The 21071-nt window shown below is 35.6% G+C and carries 22 protein-coding genes and 1 riboswitch; of the genes, 10 read left to right on the plus strand and 12 right to left on the minus strand.

The window, feature by feature from the left end:
• Positions 1-44: 44 nt before the first annotated feature.
• A complete protein-coding gene (locus tag MHH59_RS20205; RefSeq protein ID WP_201057162.1) occupies positions 45-908 on the minus strand; it encodes a carbon-nitrogen family hydrolase in 864 nt (287 codons plus the stop codon).
• Positions 909-922: 14 nt separating this feature from the next.
• On the opposite strand from MHH59_RS20205, the gene MHH59_RS20210 reads away from it, so the two are divergent.
• The 6 genes from MHH59_RS20210 to MHH59_RS20235 all read left to right on the plus strand — a co-directional run bounded on the left by MHH59_RS20210 (position 923) and on the right by MHH59_RS20235 (position 5956).
• Positions 923-2113: a pyridoxal phosphate-dependent aminotransferase gene (locus tag MHH59_RS20210; RefSeq protein WP_201056884.1), complete on the plus strand. Its 1191-nt coding sequence runs from the start codon at positions 923-925 to the stop codon at positions 2111-2113.
• Positions 2114-2165: 52 nt separating this feature from the next.
• Positions 2166-2271, plus strand: a riboswitch (SAM riboswitch).
• 64 nt (positions 2272-2335) lie between these two features.
• Positions 2336-3580 carry a 2,3-diketo-5-methylthiopentyl-1-phosphate enolase gene (mtnW, locus tag MHH59_RS20215; RefSeq protein WP_002167727.1) on the plus strand — a complete coding sequence of 415 codons (1245 nt, stop codon included), beginning with the start codon at positions 2336-2338 and terminating at the stop codon, positions 3578-3580.
• A complete protein-coding gene (locus MHH59_RS20220; protein ID WP_340852195.1) occupies positions 3577-4236 on the plus strand; it encodes a 2-hydroxy-3-keto-5-methylthiopentenyl-1-phosphate phosphatase in 660 nt (219 codons plus the stop codon). Before mtnW ends, MHH59_RS20220 begins: the two co-directional genes overlap by 4 nt.
• Positions 4233-4871: a methylthioribulose 1-phosphate dehydratase gene (locus MHH59_RS20225; RefSeq protein ID WP_002128926.1), complete on the plus strand. Its 639-nt coding sequence runs from the start codon at positions 4233-4235 to the stop codon at positions 4869-4871. Before MHH59_RS20220 ends, MHH59_RS20225 begins: the two co-directional genes overlap by 4 nt.
• Entirely contained in the window at positions 4849-5361 is a 513-nt protein-coding gene (locus MHH59_RS20230; RefSeq protein ID WP_340852197.1) for a 1,2-dihydroxy-3-keto-5-methylthiopentene dioxygenase, read from the plus strand. The genes MHH59_RS20225 and MHH59_RS20230 overlap by 23 nt, the downstream gene beginning before the upstream one ends.
• A 319-nt stretch (positions 5362-5680) precedes the next feature.
• Positions 5681-5956: a hypothetical protein gene (locus tag MHH59_RS20235; protein WP_002014891.1), complete on the plus strand. Its 276-nt coding sequence runs from the start codon at positions 5681-5683 to the stop codon at positions 5954-5956.
• Positions 5957-6067: 111 nt separating this feature from the next.
• Here MHH59_RS20235 and MHH59_RS20240 read toward each other — a convergent pair whose 3' ends face one another.
• From MHH59_RS20240 to MHH59_RS20255, 4 genes are all read right to left on the minus strand, one after another.
• Positions 6068-6400: a DUF3909 family protein gene (locus MHH59_RS20240; RefSeq protein WP_002014892.1), complete on the minus strand. Its 333-nt coding sequence runs from the start codon at positions 6398-6400 to the stop codon at positions 6068-6070.
• Between the two features lie 5 nt (positions 6401-6405).
• Positions 6406-7284 (minus strand): NAD(P)-dependent oxidoreductase, encoded by an 879-nt coding sequence (locus MHH59_RS20245; protein ID WP_340852199.1) that lies wholly within the window; start codon positions 7282-7284, stop codon positions 6406-6408.
• A 4-nt stretch (positions 7285-7288) separates the two neighbouring features.
• Entirely contained in the window at positions 7289-8419 is a 1131-nt protein-coding gene (locus MHH59_RS20250) for a serine hydrolase domain-containing protein (protein WP_050000341.1), read from the minus strand.
• Positions 8420-8567: 148 nt separating this feature from the next.
• Positions 8568-9860, minus strand: a complete 1293-nt coding sequence (locus tag MHH59_RS20255; RefSeq protein WP_078177784.1) for a sensor domain-containing diguanylate cyclase — start codon at positions 9858-9860, stop codon at positions 8568-8570.
• Between the two features lie 310 nt (positions 9861-10170).
• Here MHH59_RS20255 and MHH59_RS20260 point away from each other — a divergent pair, with 310 nt between their 5' ends.
• From MHH59_RS20260 to MHH59_RS20270, 3 genes are all read left to right on the plus strand, one after another.
• A complete protein-coding gene (locus MHH59_RS20260; RefSeq protein WP_002033918.1) occupies positions 10171-10788 on the plus strand; it encodes a nitroreductase family protein in 618 nt (205 codons plus the stop codon).
• A 234-nt stretch (positions 10789-11022) separates the two neighbouring features.
• Positions 11023-11241 (plus strand): hypothetical protein, encoded by a 219-nt coding sequence (locus tag MHH59_RS20265; protein WP_002088422.1) that lies wholly within the window; start codon positions 11023-11025, stop codon positions 11239-11241.
• Between the two features lie 197 nt (positions 11242-11438).
• Positions 11439-11807: a DUF3915 family protein gene (locus MHH59_RS20270; RefSeq protein ID WP_050000339.1), complete on the plus strand. Its 369-nt coding sequence runs from the start codon at positions 11439-11441 to the stop codon at positions 11805-11807.
• Positions 11808-11893: 86 nt separating this feature from the next.
• Here the strand turns inward: MHH59_RS20270 and ptsP are convergent, their stop codons facing one another.
• The 4 genes from ptsP to glcT form a co-directional block, all read right to left on the minus strand.
• Complete coding sequence (gene ptsP, locus MHH59_RS20275; protein WP_201052914.1) at positions 11894-13606, minus strand: phosphoenolpyruvate--protein phosphotransferase; 1713 nt, start codon at positions 13604-13606, stop codon at positions 11894-11896.
• A complete protein-coding gene (gene ptsH / locus MHH59_RS20280; protein WP_002033915.1) occupies positions 13606-13869 on the minus strand; it encodes a phosphocarrier protein HPr in 264 nt (87 codons plus the stop codon). Before ptsH ends, ptsP begins: the two co-directional genes overlap by 1 nt.
• Positions 13870-14004: 135 nt before the next feature.
• Positions 14005-16068, minus strand: a complete 2064-nt coding sequence (ptsG, locus tag MHH59_RS20285; protein WP_078177782.1) for a PTS glucose transporter subunit IIABC — start codon at positions 16066-16068, stop codon at positions 14005-14007.
• 340 nt (positions 16069-16408) lie between these two features.
• On the minus strand, positions 16409-17257 hold the full coding sequence (glcT, locus tag MHH59_RS20290) for a glucose PTS transporter transcription antiterminator GlcT (RefSeq protein WP_002033914.1): 849 nt from the start codon (positions 17255-17257) through the stop codon (positions 16409-16411).
• A gap of 165 nt (positions 17258-17422) precedes the next feature.
• Here glcT and MHH59_RS20295 point away from each other — a divergent pair, with 165 nt between their 5' ends.
• Complete coding sequence (locus MHH59_RS20295; protein WP_002014903.1) at positions 17423-18241, plus strand: Cof-type HAD-IIB family hydrolase; 819 nt, start codon at positions 17423-17425, stop codon at positions 18239-18241.
• Between the two features lie 73 nt (positions 18242-18314).
• Here the strand turns inward: MHH59_RS20295 and phnF are convergent, their stop codons facing one another.
• Genes phnF through nagA form a run of 3 tightly spaced genes read right to left on the minus strand, consistent with a single transcriptional unit; the run spans position 18315 to position 20911 of the window.
• Entirely contained in the window at positions 18315-19046 is a 732-nt protein-coding gene (gene phnF / locus MHH59_RS20300; protein ID WP_078172874.1) for a phosphonate metabolism transcriptional regulator PhnF, read from the minus strand.
• Positions 18976-19764: a glucosamine-6-phosphate deaminase gene (nagB, locus tag MHH59_RS20305; protein WP_201052923.1), complete on the minus strand. Its 789-nt coding sequence runs from the start codon at positions 19762-19764 to the stop codon at positions 18976-18978. Before nagB ends, phnF begins: the two co-directional genes overlap by 71 nt.
• Before the next feature lie 4 nt (positions 19765-19768).
• Positions 19769-20911, minus strand: a complete 1143-nt coding sequence (nagA, locus tag MHH59_RS20310; RefSeq protein ID WP_201053674.1) for an N-acetylglucosamine-6-phosphate deacetylase — start codon at positions 20909-20911, stop codon at positions 19769-19771.
• Positions 20912-21071: the final 160 nt, after the last annotated feature.

Here is a 21071-nt window from a genome sequence, read left to right on the forward strand (position 1 = left end):
TATGATGAAGACTATACCAAGAATAAAAATCACTTGTCAACATTTTATTTGTATAATTCTGGACGACGATCTGCAAAAACTGGAATTCCTTTACGTACCTCTTTAATTTTCTCGAATTTAAGTTCTCCAAATAAAATTGATTCCTCTTCATTTGCCTCTACCACAACTTCACCCCAAGGATCCACAATTAGAGAATGACCTGCAAACTCATTATTCGGATCCTTTCCTGCTCTATTGCACGCAACAACATAACACTGATTTTCAACTGCTCTCGCCTGTAAAAGCAAACGCCAATGTGCTAAACGTACTAATGGCCATTCTGCTACAACAAATAAAACTTTTGCACCTTTAGCAGTATGAACGCGCATCCACTCTGGAAAACGAATATCATAACAAATTGTACCAGCACACTCTACATCATCTAACTTAAATTCACCTGTCTCATTACCAGCAATTAAATATTTATGTTCATCCATCAGCTGAAATAAATGTACTTTACTATATTCATTGACTAGATTCCCTTCATTGTTTACAACATACATTGTATTTGTAACCCCTTGCTCTGTTTGCTTTGCTATGGAACCACCAACAATATGTACACCATATTGCTTCGACCATTCTTTCAACTTTTCTTTCGTTTCTAATCCATCCGTATCTGCAATTTCAGAAAGTCTCGTTAAATCATATCCTGTTGTCCATAGTTCTGGTAAGACGATAACATCTGGTCTTTCTTTCATCGCTTCACTTATTTTTTTTTTAGCGTTCTCAATATTTTTCTCTACATCTCCAAAGACAATATCCATTTGAATACATGCGACTTTCATTTTTTCAGCCCCATTCTCATTTTTTTCTTTACAAAATACTGGAAAGATTATATCATTTGTCACTAGAATTGTAACAACTTTCAAAAGAGGTGGAAAGTATGAAATCATTTCAACCTTCTGAGATAGTAACATCATTGCCAACACAATTTTTCGCTTCACTTGTTGCAAAAGTTAACAAAGTCGTTGCAGCTGGTCACGATGTTATTAATCTAGGTCAAGGTAATCCAGATCAACCAACACCGCAGCATATCGTTAAAGCTTTACAAGATGCTGCTGAAAAGACCATTCATCATAAATATCCGCCATTTCGCGGACACGAAAGCTTAAAAGAAGCCGTGGCAACATTCTATCAACGTGAATATGATGTAGTAGTAAATCCAAAAACTGAAGTTGCTATTTTGTTTGGCGGAAAGGCTGGATTAGTAGAATTACCAGTTTGTTTTACAAACCCTGGTGATACTATTCTCGTTCCAGATCCAGGCTATCCAGATTATTTATCAGGAGTTGCTTTAGCAAAAGCACAATTTGAAACAATGCCGCTTATTGCAGAAAATAATTTTTTACCGGATTATACAAAAATTGATGACTCTGTTGCGGAGCGAGCAAAGTTAATGTTTTTAAACTATCCAAATAACCCTACCGGCGCTACTGCATCAAAAGATTTTTTTGATGCAACCATTCATTTTGCTAATAAACATAATATATTAGTTGTTCACGATTTTGCTTACGGTGCTATCGGATTCGATGGTCAAAAGCCTGTTAGTTTCTTGCAAGCAGACGGCGCTAAAGATACAGGTATTGAGATTTACACTTTATCGAAAACTTTCAATATGGCTGGATGGCGTATTGCTTTTGCAGTAGGAAATGAAAGTGTCATCGAAACTATTAACCTATTGCAAGATCATATGTATGTTAGTATTTTTGGTGCAGTTCAAGATGCTGCCCGCGAAGCACTATTAGGCTCGCAGTCTTGTGTGGTAGATCTTGTTAATAGTTATGAATCTCGGAGAAATGCTCTTATTTCAGCTTGTCACTCAATTGGTTGGAAAGTAAACATTCCAACAGGATCATTCTTTGCATGGCTTCCTGTTCCAAGAGGATATACATCTGAGCAATTTTCTGACATTTTACTAGAAAAAGCACACGTTGCAGTTGCTCCTGGTGTTGGATTTGGTGAGCACGGCGAAGGGTATGTCCGTGTTGGTCTCTTGCATACAGAAGATAGATTACGAGAAGCAATTAATCGAATTGATAAATTAAATTTTTTCAAAAAGTCATTGACAACATAAAAAATATCTGACAAAATTCAGTTATCTTAAAAATTTAAACATTTCTAAATACTTCTTATCAAGAGCAGGTGGAGGGACGAGCCCGACGAAACCCGGCAACCGATCTACAATTGTAGACACGGTGCTAATTCTCGCAGCGTTACGCTGACAGATAAGGAGCTGGTTGTAAAAAAACCTCTCCTTAGCTGAGAGGTTTTTTTATTTAACTAGGAGGGTATAACAATGAGCGGAATTATAGCGACATATTTAATCCACGATGATTCTCACAACTTAGAAAAGAAAGCAGAACAAATTGCAATCGGTTTAACAATTGGTTCATGGACTCATTTACCACACTTATTACAAGAACAATTAAAACAACATAAAGGCAATGTCATTCATATTGAAGCGTTAGACGAACAAGAACATATTAACTCTTACCTTGGCAAAAAAGTATCACGTGGACTCATTAAAATTCATTATCCATCGCTGAACTTTAGCCCTGACTTACCAGCCATTTTGACAACAACATTTGGAAAACTTTCGTTAGATGGAGAAATTAAACTAATTGATTTAACATTCTCAGACGAATTAAAGAAACAGTTCCCTGGACCAAAATTTGGAATTGAAGGCATCCGAAACCTTTTACAAGTTCAAGATCGACCTCTTCTAATGAGTATTTTCAAAGGGATGATAGGACGGAATATTGGATATTTAAAAACTCAACTACGCGATCAGGCAATTGGAGGCGTAGATATTGTAAAAGATGATGAAATTTTATTCGAAAACTCATTAACACCACTTATAAAAAGAATTGAATCTGGGAAAGAAGTTTTACAATCTGTATACGAAACTTACGGGCATAAAACTTTATACGCAGTAAATTTAACAGGTCGAACTTATGATTTAAAAGAAAACGCGAAACGTGCGGTGGTAGCTGGAGCAGACATTCTTTTATTTAATGTATTTTCTTATGGATTAGATGTACTGCAAGCACTTGTAGAAGACGATGAAATTCCAATTCCTATTATGGCACACCCTGCTGTAAGTGGTGCATATTCATCATCGAAACTATACGGTTTCTCTTCTCCATTACTACTTGGAAAATTACTACGTTACGCTGGTGCTGATTTCTCTTTATTCCCATCACCATACGGCAACGTTGCATTAGAAAAAGAGGAAGCTCTTCTCATTACAGAAGCATTAACTGAGGAAGACCACTATTTCAAGAAAAGTTTTTCTGTTCCATCTGCTGGAATTCATCCTGGTTTCGTTCCCTTTATTTTACGAGATTTTGGTAAGGATGTTGTTATTAATGCCGGCGGCGGGATTCATGGGCATCCAAATGGAGCTCAAGGTGGTGGCAAAGCTTTCCGTGCTGCAATTGAAGCTACTTTACAAGGTAAACCACTCCATGAAGTGGATGAAATAAATTTGCATAGCGCACTACAAATATGGGGAAATCCTTCTCATGAGGTGAAATTATGAGTATTCAAGTATTTTGTGATTTCGATGGTACGATTACAAATAACGATAATATCATGTCCATTATGGAAAAATTCGCACCACCAGAAGCAGAGGAAATAAAGCAAAAAATTTTATCGCAAGAACTTTCTATTCAAGAAGGTGTTTCTCAATTATTTCGATTAATACCTATTAATCTACACGATGATATTATTCAGTTTTTACAAGAAACTGCTGAAATCCGTACAGGTTTTCATGAATTCATACAATTCATTAATGAAAATAACATTTCCTTTTACGTTATATCAGGTGGAATGGATTTCTTCGTCTATCCACTCTTACAAGAAATAATCCCTAAAGAACAAATTTATTGTAATGCAACTGACTTTTCAGGAGAATTTGTTGAAGTGAAATGGCCGCACCCTTGTGACGAGCAATGTCAGCATAGTTGTGGTCTCTGTAAATCATCATTAATTCGTGAACTAAGCTCTAAAGATGATTTTCATATTGTGATTGGAGATTCTATTACTGATTTACAAGCAACAAAACAAGCAGATAAAGTATTCGCCCGTGACTTCCTTATTACACAGTGTGAAGAAAATCGTATTGCTTATACACCGTTTGAAACATTTCACGATGTTCTAGCTGAACTAAAACATTTGTTGGAGGTGAAATTATGAAACAACTTTTTCGTCAATGGTATGACTTAAGTGAAATTAAAAAAGAATTAACAACTCGGAATTGGTTTCCAGCAACGAGTGGAAATATTTCTATAAAAGTCAGTCATGATCCCCTTACTTTTCTTATTACAGCAAGTGGCAAAGATAAAACCAAAACCACTCCAGATGATTTTTTATTAGTAAATCATCAAGGAGTTCCCGTTTTAGAAACTGAGTTACGCCCTTCGGCAGAAACAATATTGCATACACATATTTATAACAATACGAACGCCGGGTGCGTACTTCATGTTCATACAACTGATAACAATGTCATCACAAATTTGTATAGTGATGCAGTCACCCTTCAAAATCAAGAGATTATTAAAGCTCTTGATATTTGGGAAGAAGGTGCAACGATTAACATTCCTATTATCGAAAATGATGCTCATATCCCGACGCTTGGAGAGAAATTCCGAAAGCATATACAAGGAGATTCAGGAGCAGTATTAATTCGAAACCATGGCATTACCGTATGGGGCCGTGATAGCTTTGATGCAAAAAAAAGATTAGAAGCTTATGAGTTTTTATTCCAATTTCATATAAAATTATTATCAATTCAAGGAGGCGTTTCTAATGGCGCAAATTCGTATTCATGAGGAAAATACTCGTATTGAAAATGAAGTAGCAGTATCAAACTTTCTACAAGGAGAAGATGTTTTATATAAGAAATGGAATATTTCTAAACTTCCTACTCATTTAAAAGAAAATTACTCCTTAACAGATGAAAACAAAGCTGAAATATTAACGTTGTTTTCAAAAGAAATTGCTGATGTTTCAGAGCGCAGAGGTTATAAAGCATATGATGTGATTTCACTTTCAAATAGCACACCTAACCTTGACGAGTTATTAATTAATTTCCAAAAAGAACACCATCATACTGACGATGAAGTTCGCTTTATTGTCAGCGGTCATGGCATCTTCGCTATTGAAGGAAAAGATGGTCGATTCTTTGACGTTGAACTCGAGCCTGGTGATCTTATATCTGTGCCTGAAAATGCAAGACACTATTTCACCTTACAAGATGATCGCCAAGTTGTAGCTATTCGTATTTTTGTTACAACAGAAGGTTGGGTTCCAATTTATTAAGGTAGCTAGTTGAATAAAAGAACTTGGAACCCCTTTTCCAACCTTTTATTCACTCTACATATATACATCCTCCTATGGACCAGGCTTATTTCATAACATTGAAGTAAGCCTGATTTTTTATTTACTGAAATGATTTTTCCCTTTCGTTTGTTTAAATCAAATATCTCGAATCACAATTCCACTTTATCAAGTATATTTCGGAATTTTTTTTGAACATTTATTGAACTTTTTTTGAAATTTTTCTGAAAATTCTGTTTTACGTATGATATACTACAACTAATAAGAAGGAAAAGAATATTGCAAACAGAGGGGGATAATCATGAGTTTACTTATCGCACTTATACTAGGAGTTACATGCGGAGCTATTCCTGTCATTTTAGGAGCTATTATGGAAGAATTAGAAGTTGGTGTTTTAGGTTTTGTCGCATCATGTGTAAGCGCTTTATTTTTCGGTTTATATGGTGCTATTCCTGTTTCTATTCTGTGCGCATTTTATATACTACGCCATGCTCGCGCGAAACAGCTCGGCCCTAATCACATTGCCCAAGTTATTCCATTCCCAATTGAACGATGCCGCCGCGCTTCCAGCCTATAAAGTGAAACTTTAATCAGTGGGAGTTTTACTGCCCACAAATAGCGGGATAAATTATCCAACTTAAATATTATGCCTGCCTAAATAAATAAAAAGTCCTCAAATGAGGACTTTTTATTTATTTTCTTCTAGAAATTGAAACAATTCTTGCAAATGAAGTGCATCTTCACTGTAGCTAACGGATACATGACATGTCCCTTCAATCTCAGCATGCATATAAAGGACAATTCCATCTCGATCATATTTCAATGCCAAATAAAACTCCATTTCCTCTAACATCTTTTTCGAGCTTCGGATAACATAATGCCCTTTCTCATCTCTTCCATATTCAAAATCTGGTCCAAAATCGTATTTTTGTTTAAAAGCTTCTTTTTGCTTATCATTAATCTGTACACAAGTTGCTCGCTGCACAGCATCAATCATCTCGTCAAACTTTTGGAGATCCATTCCATTTACCCCCTTATATACTTTTTGTATAATACTTGTGTTCCGCTATTCTCTTTTCCATCTGCGATTAGCTCTTCATACAATTCCTTCGCTAGGGTTAAACCCGGTACTGGTAATTGTAATTTTTCAGCTTCATCTAAAGCAATCTTCATATCTTTCATAAAATGCTTTACATAAAAGCCAGGTTCAAAATCTCCTTTTAACATTCGAGGAGCTAAATTACTTAATGACCAGCTACCTGCTGCTCCTGTCGAAATACTCTCTAATACTTTATCTGCATTAAGTCCAGCCTTTTTCGCATATGCTACCGCTTCACATACTCCTATCATGTTAGAAGCAATTGCTATTTGATTGCACATTTTTGTATGTTGTCCACTCCCAGCAGGGCCTTGCAACTGAATATTTGTTCCTAGTTTTTCAAATAGAGGTAAGCAAATATCATATATTCTGTTCTCTCCACCGACCATAATTGCTAGTCTTGCTTCTTTAGCCCCAATGTCCCCGCCAGATACTGGTGCATCTAATGTATATATATTCTTGCTTTTCGCAACTTCATTAATACGTTTTGCCAATGTTGGTGTAGATGTTGTAAAGTCAATTGCTATCGTACCTTCATTTGCATGTTCTAAAATTCCATCAATCCCAAAGTACACTTCTTCTACATCATGAGGATAACCAACCATCGTCATAACAACATCAACTTGCTTTACTAACGCTTTCGGTGTATAACACCAAGTCGCACCCTCTTGCACTAAAGAAGCTGCCTTCGCTTTCGTTCTATTATATACATATACTTTATGACCGCCTTGCATTAAATGATGTACCATACTTTTTCCCATTACACCAATACCAATGAAACCTATTGATAAATTTTTATTTTCCATCTTCTCATCCCCTTTGTTCTAATAAATCATTTACCATCTTTCGGAACTCTTTATTAAAATCATCATCCATACTATTTTTCACATTTGAAAATAAAATAACAAAAGTTCCTTTTTCTTTATTAAAATTATTGAAAGTGTTCCAACCAGATAGTACACCATGGTTATGGAAATAATCTGGATATATGTAAAAACTAAATGCATATTTTCTTTCTTGTGAAGGTGTAAACATCGCTTGTATACTTTGTTCAGAAAGAAGCTTTCCATTTATAATCGCTTCATCTAATTTTTTCATATCCCCTACTGTCGTATACATCTCACCCGATCCATATAACCAGTCCATTCCTAATTTTTGTGCTAGTACAAGCTCTTGATCTTTCTTCACATACCCCTTCGTGAAGTTTTTATCTCCAGGCACCATATTTCCCATACCTGATTCATGCATCTCGGCCTTTGTAAATATATTTTCTTTTACATAGTCTCCTAAAGGCTTTTTCGTTATATTTTCTATAATATAAGCGAGCACCATATAATTATAATCCGTATACTTCCAACCTGTTCCTGGTGGAAACTCTAATTTTTGACTTCCAATCCAAGTTACTAAATTTATACGTGAAGCTACATTAACCTTCCCTTCCCCATTTTCCGGTAAACCAGATGTATGCGTTAATAAGTGATATAACGTGATGTGTTTATCTGCTGGAAATGAAGGAATGTATTTATTTACATTATCTTGGATATTTAACTTCCCTTGTTCTTGTAACTGTAGAATGGATGTAGCAACAACTGTTTTCGTAATAGAACCGATACGATATTTTGTTTGAGGCGTATTTTCTATTTTATTTTGAACATCAGCATATCCATATCCTTTATTCAATATAACATGCTCTTTATCTGTCACCAAAACTGTCCCATTAAATTGCTTTCCTACTAAATACTGATTTAACTTTTGAGATATACTAGCATAATCAATTTTTTGTACTTCTTCTATATTATCCTGTACCTCTGACTCAATAGCAGGAGTTACCTTTGTTGTTAATACTGCTTGTTCCTTTGAATCGGGACTATAGAGAAAATAGTATACTCCGCCGCAAACTACAGCAGACAGTGAAGCCATAACCATTATTTTTTTTATCATATTGTTCCTCCGTAATTACTTCATGTGAACTACCCACCACTTAGTCTCTCTTGCGAGCTTACTTGAAGTGGGGGCTTCTCGGTTAAAATGGCCCCCATATTCTATTATCAAGTAATAAAAAAAAATCGCAACAATTTGTTGCGAAAAATCACATTTTTTCTTTTCTATATATACATACTTGATTTTTCCCATTTTTTTTCGCTTCATATAACGCAATATCCGCTCTTTGCATTAACTCTTCTCTTGTAATCCCTTGCTCATATAACGCAACTCCAAAACTCGCTGTTAATTTCGAAATTCCAGAGAAATGCTTTGTTTCAATGAAAAATCGCAATGATTCCGCAACTTGAAACGCTTCTTTTTCTACCGTATTTGTCACTAATATTATAAATTCCTCTCCTCCCCATCTTGCAAATACATGTTGATCTTCAACTTTAGATTTCATAAGATCTGCAAGTTGTACTAATGCTAAATCGCCAAAATCATGACCATATGTGTCATTTACTGATTTAAAATTATCTATATCAAACAAAATAAGTGCAACTTTTTCATCATTACGTAATACATTCTCCCACTCTGTCTCCAATATTTGTTGGAATTTCAAGCGATTATATATTTCTGTCAATGAATCTATCATAGCCAATCTTTCTTGCTCTTGATAGATTTCATCTAATTCTGTAATCTCTGTGCATTTTACTATAAATCGTGATAAGTCTTCTGGTAATGGTGTCGCACGTAATAGAAAAGTAAATGCTTCTCCTTCATAATTATACATTTTAATTCTTCTTCCATTTGATAAAGTATCATCCAGCCATGTTATATCGTGAGTCGTCGAATAATATCCGTTCTCTCTAATAAGATGTTCTGCAAACACTAAATGTTTTTCACGATACGTAAATAAATTATCATGTCCGAAGAATTGTAAAAAATTCGTGTTACAATCAACAATCTCATCATCTTCTACTATAAATAATAAATCATTTTGAAAATCAAACATCGTTTGAAGTAATTCTTGTTGTAAACCTACTTGCCGCACTAAAGAAAGTTGATATAAACTCTTATTCACTTCCTCTAGTACCACTTGTGGGGTTACTGGTGCTATAACAATATTACGTATTCCTAACAGTAGTAAATCTGCAAACTCATTGTTTATCTGTTGATCCCAAATGATAATGAATGTACTCCGTGAATCATATATATTCTTTATATATTTTATTTGAGCAAAATCTGTTACATACATAATTACAATATGTGGTCTAGTTCTATGAAACAATATTTCTCCTTCTTCAAAACTATTTGCTATAAACATACATTTTGGATGGACGTTTTCTATCGTTTGTTGATGTGTACATCCATCTTCTATATAAAGGACATTCAACTGAAGATCTTGTAATACATTTTGGAAAACAGTATTCTCTAATAAAAAATGTAGTATGTTCATCACTAGTCTTCACTCACTTCATATATCTTGTTCTACTGAATTCCTCACAATCATTTTATAAAGAATTATGAGGAACTCATATTAACAAGCTAATTGAGAATGTTATCTTCGCTTATCTGCTCTGGAAATTCCTTTTTTAGTGTATGATTATATGAATTGTATCGTTTGTATGAATGCCCTGCCTTACTATTTAAAACTTGACAATTAAAATAAAGGTATTATATTCTTAAATTCAATAACTTACAAAATGTAAGTAGAGTATATTACATTTATTTTATATTAAGTTGATATGTAATTTGGAGGATATATAATGACAAACAATGACTTTTTTAACGTTTTATATGAACGCACATCTACACGTGCATTCAACCCTGAAAAAGAAATTTCATCTACAGAGTTACATGAAATTTTAAAAGCAGCTGCGCAAGCACCTTCTGCTTGGAACTTGCAACACTGGAAATTCCTTGTTTTCCAAGGCGAAGATGTACAAAAACGATTACACCCAATTGCCTATAACCAACAACAAATTCTTGATGCTTCTGCCGTAGTCGCTATTTTAGGTGATTTAGAGGCATATAAAAATGTTGAACCTGTTTACGGTCCAATTGTAGAACAAGGATTTATGAAAGCAGACGCAAAAGAGCGCTTAGCTAAAAATATTGAATCTGCATATACTCGTGAGCAATACCCACGAGATGCTGCCTTTTCAAATGCTGCTTTAGCAGCAATGCAACTTATGCTTGCTGCTAAAGCAACTGGCTGGGATACTTGCGCAATTGGTGGTTTCAACCCACAAGCACTAATGGAAGAATTTAATGTTTCATCTCGTTACGTACCAATTATGCTTATTACAATTGGTGAATCCACTTTAAAAGGTCACCCTGCACCGCGCATGAGCGTAGAACAAGTAAGTGAATGGGCGAAATAATAAAAACGAAGGTAATTTCATTACCTTCGTTTTTTTATATTCTGTCACACATCCGTAATATTACAATGTATTATTCGACATCTACACATAGAGAAATTGTAATTTTTACGCTATCACTATAAACAAATATGGCGTTTTGTGTCGAAATTTGTTAAAGCATTGAAATATAACCGTGTATTTTTGTTACAATTGTGATACAATGATAACAAATAGATAACAAGAGAGGGATTTTCATTGAGTTCATACGGAAGCTTTATCGCACTTTTAAGTTACATAGTAACTGTACTACTGCTATATTTTATTGGCGATGCTGCAAACATATCAGTGTTACAATTCCCAAAAGAAGAAGCGTTACAATTAGAAGCAGAAAAACACACTGCACGATCCATTGCACCACTACTCCTAGCTCTTCCTGTATATATCATCGTTTTATATAAAAGCAAAAAAGTGTAAAGGCTACCTAATTTATTTCATTGAGGTGGTCTTTACATTTTTTTGTGATATTTCCCCTATTTTAAACATCATTCCATACTAAATACCCATCTAGTCATTTAAAATGAGAAAATCCCCTAGAAAAATTTTCATTATCTGTCCAGTCACCGACTACCGAACTTACATAGATTATAAGTGTGAAGGGGGTGATGAGGATTATGTTTGGATCATTTGGATGCTGTGATAACTTTAGAGACTGTCATCATCGTGAAAGAGAGTGTGACCATCGCGAACATCGCGAGAAAGAGAGAGAAGAAGTTAGACCACAACGAGCTGCTGTATGTAACGTACTTGCACATCTTTCTATAGGCACTGAGATTTCGCTTCTTAAACTAAAAGGAAATGGAACATTCCGCAATTTAGTTTTTGAGGGGTTCTGTAACGGTATTGCTCTATTCTCTGCATTAAGAAGAGATGACGACAAAGACAACAACAAAGATGATAAGAATGGAAACAATCGTAATGACGATAGATTTGAAGGGATTTTACGTGTTTGCCCAGAAGATGTTATCGCAATTGCTCTTTAAGATAAGTTTAAACAATAAAATCACCTAAGGTATATGTAGCAAAAAAACCTGAGATCGATTTCGAATCGACTCAGGTTTTTTTACTATTATATGCTTTTAACTAATTCAACAACTTCTTCAGCAGTTGACATCATTAATGCTTTTTCTGCTAATGTTTCCATTTCTGCTTTTGACAACTTGCTTAGTTGTGTTCTTGCAGGAAGAATAGATGTTGCACTCATACTGAACTCATCTAAACCTAAGCCTAATAATAATGGGATAGCAAGTGAATCTCCCGCCATCTCACCACACATACCAGCCCATTTGCCCTCTTTATGAGCAGCATCGATAACCATTTTTACAAGACGTAAAATAGATGGGTTATATGGTTGGTATAAGTAAGCTACTTGTTCGTTCATACGGTCTGCAGCCATTGTGTATTGGATTAAGTCATTTGTTCCGATAGAGAAGAAATCAACTTCTTTTGCGAACTGATCTGCTAATACTGCTGAAGCTGGAATTTCAACCATCATACCAACTTCAATAGAATCAGAAACAGTTGTACCCGCTTGAACAAGTCTTTCTTTCTCTTCTAATAAGATTGCTTTCGCTTGACGGAACTCATCAAGAGTTGCAATCATTGGGAACATAATTTTTAAGTTACCGTATACGCTAGCACGAAGTAATGCACGAAGTTGTGTACGGAACACATCTTGCTCATCAAGACATAAGCGAATTGCACGGTATCCTAAGAATGGGTTCATTTCTTTTGGTAAATGTAAGTATGGAAGCTCTTTATCTCCACCGATGTCAAGTGTACGAACAACGACTGGTTGATCTTCTTTTACACCTTCAAGAACTGCTTTATACGCTTCGAACTGCTCTTCTTCTGTTGGAAGATTGTCACGGCCCATGTATAAGAATTCTGTACGGTATAAACCAACGCCTTCTCCGCCATTATCGATAATACCTTGTACATCATTTGGTGTTCCGATATTAGCAACAAGCTCAACGTGATGTCCATCACTTGTTACAGTTGCTTGGTCTTTTAATTTTGCCCATACAGCTTTTTGCTCTTCAAATTTCGCTTTCTTTTCTTCAAAAGAACGAAGAGTTTCTTCAGATGGGTTTACAATTACTTCTCCATCTAAACCGTCAATGATTACGATATCGCCGTTTTGGATTTTCTCCATAACAACCTTCGTACCAACAACAGCCGGAATTTCCATAGAACGAGCCATAATTGCAGAGTGAGATGTACGTCCACCGATATCAGTTGTGAAACCTTTTGCATACTTACGGTTTAACTGAGCTGTATCAGATGGTGTTAAATCTTCAGCAATGATGATTACTTCTTCAGAAATTGTACCAGGGTTTGAGAAGTTAATTCCTAGTAAATGCGCAAGAACACGTTTTGTTACGTCGCGAATATCCGCAGCACGTTCTTTCATGTATTCGTTATCCATGTTTTCAAACATAGAAATAAACATTGATGCAACTTCATCCATTGCAAATTCAGCATTTACTTTTTCGCTATTTACTTTATCTTTTACTGGATTTACTAATTCCGGATCATTTAATACTAATAAATGTGCTTCAAAGATAGCAGCTTTATCAGCACCTAGCTCAGCAAAAGCGTGGTCCTTAATAGCTTCTAGTTCAGATTTTGCTTTCTCAAGCGCAGCGTCTAAGCGTGCAATTTCAGCAGCTTCGTTTGTAATTGATTTCTTTTCAATGTTAAATTCAGGATTCTCAAGTCTGAAAGCCTTTGCAATAGCAATCCCACTTGATGCAGCGATCCCTTGAATGTTAAGAGTCATTATTCTCCTAATCCTTCGTTTTTCATAGTTTCTTCGATAGCTGCTAGTGCTTGAGCTGCATCATCACCATTTGCAGTGACCTTAATTTCCGCGCCTTGTTGAATTCCTAAAGACATAACACCCATGATTGATTTTAAGTTAACGTTTTTTCCGTTATACTCTAAGTTGATGTCAGAACCAAATTTGCTTGCAGTGTTTACAAGTAGAGTTGCTGGACGAGCATGAATTCCTGAGTCGCTAGTTACTTTAAAGATTTTTTCCATGATAATTTATCTCCTTCAAATACATTATTTTTTTAGTTGTATAGACGTGAGTACTACATCATCTATTGTATATAATAGGCGATGTTCGGTCAACCACATCGCCTATTATAATTATAAACATTTTGCGTCAAATTCCTACTGAATGTCAATAATAGCGTTTTCGCCCTTCTTAACATTTCCATCTTTTTTCAATTCGACTTGTTGCCCTTGTTGTAAATTCGTAAAGACGATTGGTGTAATAATAGATGGTGCATTTTCTTTTACAAATGCAAGATCTACTTTTAATAATGGTTGTCCTTGCTTCACTTTATCACCTTGTGCTACAAGCGCTTCAAAGCCTTCACCATTTAATTTTACAGTATCAATACCGAAGTGGATTAAAATTTCTTTTCCGCCTTCAGACTGAATACCAATCGCATGTTTTGTAGGGAATACATTTACAATCTCACCATTAACCGGAGAAACTACTGTTCCTTCTGTTGGCTCAATCGCAAATCCATCTCCCATCATTTTCCCTGAGAATACTTGGTCAGGTACTTCTGTAATCGGTAAGATTTTCCCTTCAATTGGTGAAACGATTGTTTCATTTTCATCAACCTGTTGAGGAGCTTCTTCCACTTTTACAGGCGCTTCTTTTTCAACATGAGGTGTACGACCTGACATAATATCATGAATTTGTGATTTTAATGTGTCAGATTTCGGTCCGAAAATAGCTTGAATGTTATTTCCAACTTCAAGTACACCGGCTGCTCCAAGCTCTTTTAAGCGGTCTTTATTTACATCTTTTTGTTCGTTAACTTGAACGCGTAAACGAGTAATACAAGCATCTAACGAAGCAATATTTTCTTTACCACCAAGTGCTACTAATACTTCACGTGGAAGTTCTCCTGCTTCTGTTTTCCCTGCGCCTTCATTAGCATTCGCTACTTCACGACCAGGTGTTTTTAAGTTCCATTTACGGATTGCGAAACGGAATCCGAAGTAGTAAATAACTGCTAGTACAAGACCAACAATAATTACCCACCACCATGCCGTACGACCTGGTAGTACACCGAATAATATGAAGTCAATTAAACCACCAGAGAATGTCATACCAATTTTAACACCTAAAATTTGCATTGTCATAAATGATAGACCAGCGAATACTGCATGAATTCCGAATAATACTGGTGCTACGAATAAGAATGAAAATTCAAGCGGTTCTGTAATACCTGTTAAGAAAGATGTTAATGCAGCAGATCCTAAAATACCAGCTGCTAATTTTTTATTTTCCGGACGTGCTTCATGGTACATTGCTAAAGCTGCTGCTGGAAGACCGAACATCATGAACGGATACTTACCAGTTGTAAATGTACCTGCTGTCAATTCTACGCCGTCTTTTAACTGTGCCATAAAGATTTTTTGGTCACCACGGATTAATTCGCCAGCTGCATTTGTATACTGACCGAATTCGAACCAGAACGGTGAATAGAAAATATGATGTAATCCAAATGGAATTAATGAACGTTCGATTAAACCGAATATAAATGCTGCTATCGTTCTATTTGCATCAATCATTTGATGTGAGAACGTATTTAAGCCACCCTGAATGTATGGCCAAATGAAGCACATGATAATACCTACCACTAAAGAGAATGTTGCAGTTGCGATTGGTACGAAACGCTTACCTGCAAAGAAACCTAAGTATGATGGTAATTCAATGTTGAAGTATTTATTATAACAATATGCCGCTACTATCCCGACGATAATACCACCAAACACTCCTGTTTGCAGCGTTGGAATTCCTAATACGTTTGCATATGCTGGATCTGAAAATCCAATTTTCACTGGATCTGTTCCAGTGCTTGTTACTTTCACTAGTTTATCTACTTCTAAGAACACACTCATCGTTTTGTTCATAATTAAGTATCCGACGAACGCTGCTAAACCAGCTACTCCGTCTCCACCAGCTAAACCGATCGCTACCCCAACTGCGAATAATAGCGCAAGGTTAGCGAAAATAATATCGCCAGATTGTTCCATAATTTTTGCAACCATTACGAACCAATCTGCTTTTAAAGCAGGGATAACATTTGTTAGTTGTGGATTTTGAAATGCATTACCAAATCCAAGTAAAATACCTGCTGCCGGTAAAATCGCTACTGGAAGCATAAGCGCTTTTCCGACTTTTTGAAGAACACCAAAGATCTTCTTAAACATGGAAACCCTTCCTCTCTTATCTATATTGATACTTTTCGACAAACGCCAAAAAGGCATGAGGAAAAAAAAGATAGAACGATAGCTATACAAAGGGTAGTATGTCCCTTTCTTTAGCTTACATTCCCAACTTTTCTCCACTCATGCCTGATCGAATCAGTAACACGTGTCAAAAATAGGATTACGTATAAGTTCACTATAATTAAAGCAAACGTTTTCGTTATTTACCTTAATGTGTTTGTCGAATTTTGTATAACTTTGCAATAGTTATTATACATAACTATTGTAAGCGATTCAATCATTTTTTTTAACGTTTTCATTTTAGACAAAAATATATGTCTTTTTACACATGTTCTGCTTTCACTAATCGTTGTAAATGCATCGTTAAATAAATACTCTCCGCTTCATAAACAGGAAGTTGTAATTCGTTCTGCATTACTTTGACTAGCTTCCACGCCAAATTGTAACAAACTGGATATTCTAATTTTAATAAATCAGCAAAACTTTGTGCTTCTTCTACTTTTTCTCCTTTTTTCACCCGTTCAATAGCATATTGTAAATGGCGAATAAGGCGTAAATAATGAATGCTTTCTTGGTCTAATGTAATTTGTAGGTTTGTCTCAATTAAAGACACAAGTTGTGCAATAAGACGAGAATTTTGATTAACAGAAGATAAATCAGAGTTTGTAAGCGAGCTATAAATATGGAGTGCGATAAAGCCAACTTCTCCTTCTGGTAATGTAATTTGCAAACGAGAATTTAAAAGTTTCACAACTCCTTCAGCAATTTCATATTCCTCTGGATATAGCATTTTCGTTTCAACTAAAAAAGGATTATCTATTGTAAGTCCTTGTTTCAGCCTTTTAATTGCAAAAGAAATATGATCTGTTAAAGCGATATGAATATGTTCATTTAATGGAGACTCCGCTTTTTCTTGAATGTATAACATAATATCATTCATCAATTCAATTAGCTTTTCACTCACATGCGGCACTAAAAGTTTGTATTGTTCTCGATCACGTTCATTTTTTAAAACAAACATTTTCTCAATTTGTTCTTGCTCCAACACATCTTCAGCCTTTTTTCCAAATCCAATTCCTTTACCGATCACTACTACTTCCTCGTGTTCAGGATGGCTAGCAATGATGACATTATTATTTAAAACTTTTTTAATTTCTAGATAATTACTCATATAACACCACCCTCGTACTTAAATAGCCTACTTTTATGTTACAGAACATTCTTCTTTGTCGTCAATGTAAAACATCTACCATTTGATAAAAATTCATTTTTTAGACATGTTTGTATATGATACGTATAATGTAAGAGCAACTGTACATAGAAAGGAGATAGCAACATGATTAAAATGTTTGTAAGTGATATTGACGGTACAATGATGCAGCATGGAGGTCTGATTGATGAACAGGATGTTGCGGCACTTCGCAGTCTTGCTGAGCAAAATGTTATTCTTTGCTTCGCTTCTGGACGACTTGATAATGAAATCGCAGACTTAATGAAAGCTGTAAATACAAATTTCCATCGTATTAGTGTAAATGGTGTGTTTGTATACACTAATGAAAATAAGCAACTATTATCCGCAAATTTTGATTCCAGCATTCTTCCTGATTTACTAGCTATGACAAATCAAGACCCTTATTTCCGTTATGTAAGTGATGAGCATAATTACTATATTGAAGAAAAGACACCTTTTATTCATGAACTCGAAAAACAAGTAGCAATGACTTCTGTTGAAGAACCAAATTTATTACAGAAAATCGATGATACAATTTTTCCAAATAAAATTTCTATCGGTGGAACAAAGGAAAACTTACAACTCCTTCAAAAAAAGATCGATGAAAAATTCCATGGAAAAGTTAGTACTTTCATTTCAGCTGAACAATGTTTAGATGTAATGCCACCAAATATTAGTAAAGGTTCTGCTATTTCTGTTTTATTACAAGAGTTTCAAATACAACCAGAGGAGGTTGCATGCATAGGGGATTCTTACAATGATATTCCAATGTTTTCCTTAACTCCTCATAGTTTTGCTATGTCTCAAGCTGATGATGCGGTAAAAGAGCACGCTCACTATGTAGTAGATGCTGTCAAAGATGCCGTTAACCAAGTACTTGTTTATAATGAAGAAGCAAATAAAAATACGACTCGATCCTTATAAGGATGAGTCGTATTTTTATTTCTTTACATGTTGAAAACATCAAAGTTCACTGTACTTCACAAACTGAAATATATTACTTGTTACGTGCGATGTTCGTAATAAACTTGTAACGATCCCCACGATAAATACATTTCACATACTCTAACGGTAACTCACCTTCTGAATATGACCATTGACGCATTACAAGTACAGGCGCCTTTTTAGGAATATGCAGATGTTCAGCTTCATTATCCGTTGCAATTGAAGCTTCAATTGATTGAGTAGCGCGAACAAGCTTAAAGCCCAGTTTTTTCTCTAAATGTTCATATAAAGATTGTTGTAATATTTCTTCGTTAATATCTTTCACAAGAGTTGGCGACAAATATGTCGTCTCAAATGCAATCGGTTCGTCATCAGCTAAGCGCGTACGCCTCACTTCATAAACCGATTCTCCCTCTTGTATTCTCAGCCGGTCTGCTATTTTAGCAGTAGCTGGAACTAGGCGGAAACTTAATAACTGGCTGCTCGGCTTCATACCACGAGATATCATATCTTCTGTGAATCCCGTCATTCCTTGCAACTTTTGCTCCACTTTCGGAAGTTGGACGAACGTTCCAATCCCACGTTTCCGGTATAAATAACCTTGTTCCACTAAGTTATTAATCGCCTGTCTGATTGTCATACGACTCACTTCGAACTTATCACAAAGTTCATTCTCAGATGGAATTTTATCTCCCGGCTTCCATTCGCCTTCCTCAATTAGCTGTTTCACCCACTCTTGAATCTGATAATAAATCGGAAATGGTGAATACTTGTCGATGTTCATCAGCAATCGCCTCACTGCATAAAGATAGAGCTTCTGGATCTGCGATTACGGTTACATTCGGATGACGTTGTAAAACTGTAGCAGGACACGCCTCACTACATTCACCTTGCAATAATTCTTTAATAGCTTCTGCCTTTTTAGATCCCATAGCAACAAGTAGAATTTGTTTCGCTTTCATAATACTTCCAATTCCCATTGTAATCGCATGAGTCGGCACATCTTCTTCATTTTCAAAGAAGCGAAGGTTTGCTTGGCGTGTAGATTCTGTTAATTCTACAATGTTAGTTGGAGAATTAAATGGTGTTCCTGGCTCATTAAATCCGATGTGACCGTTTTCACCGATTCCAAGAATCTGTAAGTCAACTGGGTTAGCTACTAGAATGCCTTCATAACGCTTGCACTCTTCCTCTAAATCACTTGCCATCCCATTCGGTACATAAGTTTGTTTAAATGGAAGATGATCAAACAACTGTTCTTGCATGAAATAGTGATAGCTGTTTTTATCTTCGTGTGGTAAATTTACGTACTCATCTAAGTTTACAGTGGTTGCATGACTTGTATCAAGTTTATTTTTTCGCATTTCTGCATAAATACCTAATGGAGAGCTTCCTGTAGCCATTCCTAAAGTTGGATTTTCTTTTGATTTTACAACCTCTTTAATTAACTTATAACCTGCTTCTGCTAATTCTTCTGGAGTTTTTACAACAAGAATATTCATCTAATTACTTCCCTTCCTTCATATGAATTCCTAAACGAACCGTATCATATACATGTAATTCTTCAGTCATAACAACAAAGTCTGCATCTTTACCTACCGCTAACGCGCCTTTATTATTTAATCCAAATTCTTCTGCTTGGTTAACTGATGTCATTAACACTGCCTCCTCGATTGAACATCCTGTAAATTCAATTACATTTCGGAAAGCTTGATCCATTTTTAAAATACTACCAGCTAACGTTCCATCTTCTAATCGGGCACTGCCATCTTTTACATGTACTGGCTGTCCGCCAAGCTCATATAATCCTTCTTCAAGACCTTTTGCACGCATTGCATCTGTAATGACACTTACTTTTTTCGGTCCTTTTAATTTATATGCTAATTTCACCATATCAGGGTGAATGTGAATACCATCTGTAATTACTTCAACCATTACATCTGGATTTAATAACACATGACCAACAACTCCTGGTTCACGATGATGTAATCCACGCATTTGATTGTATAAATGTGTTGCATGTGTAATGTTTCTATTTTTCAGTTGTGCATCAATTGCATCTGTATGCCCCATTGTGCCAACAACACCTGTTTCAGCAAGATACTGTTCAAACTCTAACGCACCTTCTTCTTCCGGTGCATATGTTACTAATTTAATTAGATTACCGCTTGCTTCCTGCCATTGTTTAAATTGCTCGATACTCGCAGGAACAATATGTTCAAGTGGTTGTGCACCCGCACGTTTTTTTGAAACATATGGTCCTTCTAAGTGAATATATTCGAAATGTGCTCCTTTGTCTTTCGCTTCCTTCGCAGCACTTAGCGCCGCTTCAATCGCTTCTGGAGCTTGTGTCATTGTTGTTGGGAAGTAAGTTGTAACTCCTTCTTTTAACATTTCTTTACCAAGAGTTACTAATCCATCGCTATTTGCATCCATCGCATCAATATCGTATCCACCATGAATATGAACATCAATCATACCTGGAATCACAATCTTTCCTGCCACATCTAACACAGTTTCATTTTCTTGTGATACATATTGAGCCATCAAACCAATTTCTTTAACTGTTTCTGTGTAACGAATAAATCCGTTTCCCACTACTTCTTTACCTGTATAAATTTCGGCATTGATGACAACTTGCGTTTTCATTTTCATCGACCCTTTCCCATGAAATACCTACTTATTATTATTACCTTATTCGCCTAATTCCATCTTAATATACACACAAGTAGTTGTCTATACATTCTAATGAAATTTCCTCTTCGTTCAGCGAAAAAAGGAAATTGATTTCTTTTTCATTCTAATATAT

The sequence above is a fragment of the Bacillus sp. FSL E2-0195 genome (assembly GCF_038003645.1).
Taxonomy (GTDB): Bacteria; Bacillota; Bacilli; order Bacillales; family Bacillaceae_G; genus Bacillus_A; species Bacillus_A mycoides.

Bases quoted from the DNA above. Each gene is read 5' to 3' on its own strand.
- mtnW (WP_002167727.1), top strand. From the start codon at position 2,336: ATGAGCGGAATTATAGCGACATATTTAATCCACGATGATTCTCACAAC.
- MHH59_RS20295 (WP_002014903.1), top strand. From the start codon at position 17,423: ATGATTAAAATGTTTGTAAGTGATATTGACGGTACAATGATGCAGCAT.
- MHH59_RS20270 (WP_050000339.1), top strand. From the start codon at position 11,439: ATGTTTGGATCATTTGGATGCTGTGATAACTTTAGAGACTGTCATCAT.
- MHH59_RS20210 (WP_201056884.1), top strand. From the start codon at position 923: ATGAAATCATTTCAACCTTCTGAGATAGTAACATCATTGCCAACACAA.
- MHH59_RS20255 (WP_078177784.1), bottom strand. From the start codon at position 9,860: ATGAACATACTACATTTTTTATTAGAGAATACTGTTTTCCAAAATGTA.
- MHH59_RS20225 (WP_002128926.1), top strand. From the start codon at position 4,233: ATGAAACAACTTTTTCGTCAATGGTATGACTTAAGTGAAATTAAAAAA.
- MHH59_RS20245 (WP_340852199.1), bottom strand. From the start codon at position 7,284: ATGGAAAATAAAAATTTATCAATAGGTTTCATTGGTATTGGTGTAATG.
- ptsP (WP_201052914.1), bottom strand. From the start codon at position 13,606: ATGACTCTTAACATTCAAGGGATCGCTGCATCAAGTGGGATTGCTATT.
- nagB (WP_201052923.1), bottom strand. From the start codon at position 19,764: ATGAATATTCTTGTTGTAAAAACTCCAGAAGAATTAGCAGAAGCAGGT.
- MHH59_RS20220 (WP_340852195.1), top strand. From the start codon at position 3,577: ATGAGTATTCAAGTATTTTGTGATTTCGATGGTACGATTACAAATAAC.
- ptsH (WP_002033915.1), bottom strand. From the start codon at position 13,869: ATGGAAAAAATCTTTAAAGTAACTAGCGACTCAGGAATTCATGCTCGT.
- MHH59_RS20250 (WP_050000341.1), bottom strand. From the start codon at position 8,419: ATGATAAAAAAAATAATGGTTATGGCTTCACTGTCTGCTGTAGTTTGC.
- MHH59_RS20230 (WP_340852197.1), top strand. From the start codon at position 4,849: ATGGCGCAAATTCGTATTCATGAGGAAAATACTCGTATTGAAAATGAA.
- nagA (WP_201053674.1), bottom strand. From the start codon at position 20,911: ATGAAAACGCAAGTTGTCATCAATGCCGAAATTTATACAGGTAAAGAA.
- MHH59_RS20240 (WP_002014892.1), bottom strand. From the start codon at position 6,400: ATGGATCTCCAAAAGTTTGACGAGATGATTGATGCTGTGCAGCGAGCA.
- MHH59_RS20235 (WP_002014891.1), top strand. From the start codon at position 5,681: ATGAGTTTACTTATCGCACTTATACTAGGAGTTACATGCGGAGCTATT.
- ptsG (WP_078177782.1), bottom strand. From the start codon at position 16,068: ATGTTTAAGAAGATCTTTGGTGTTCTTCAAAAAGTCGGAAAAGCGCTT.
- phnF (WP_078172874.1), bottom strand. From the start codon at position 19,046: ATGAACATCGACAAGTATTCACCATTTCCGATTTATTATCAGATTCAA.
- glcT (WP_002033914.1), bottom strand. From the start codon at position 17,257: ATGAGTAATTATCTAGAAATTAAAAAAGTTTTAAATAATAATGTCATC.
- MHH59_RS20260 (WP_002033918.1), top strand. From the start codon at position 10,171: ATGACAAACAATGACTTTTTTAACGTTTTATATGAACGCACATCTACA.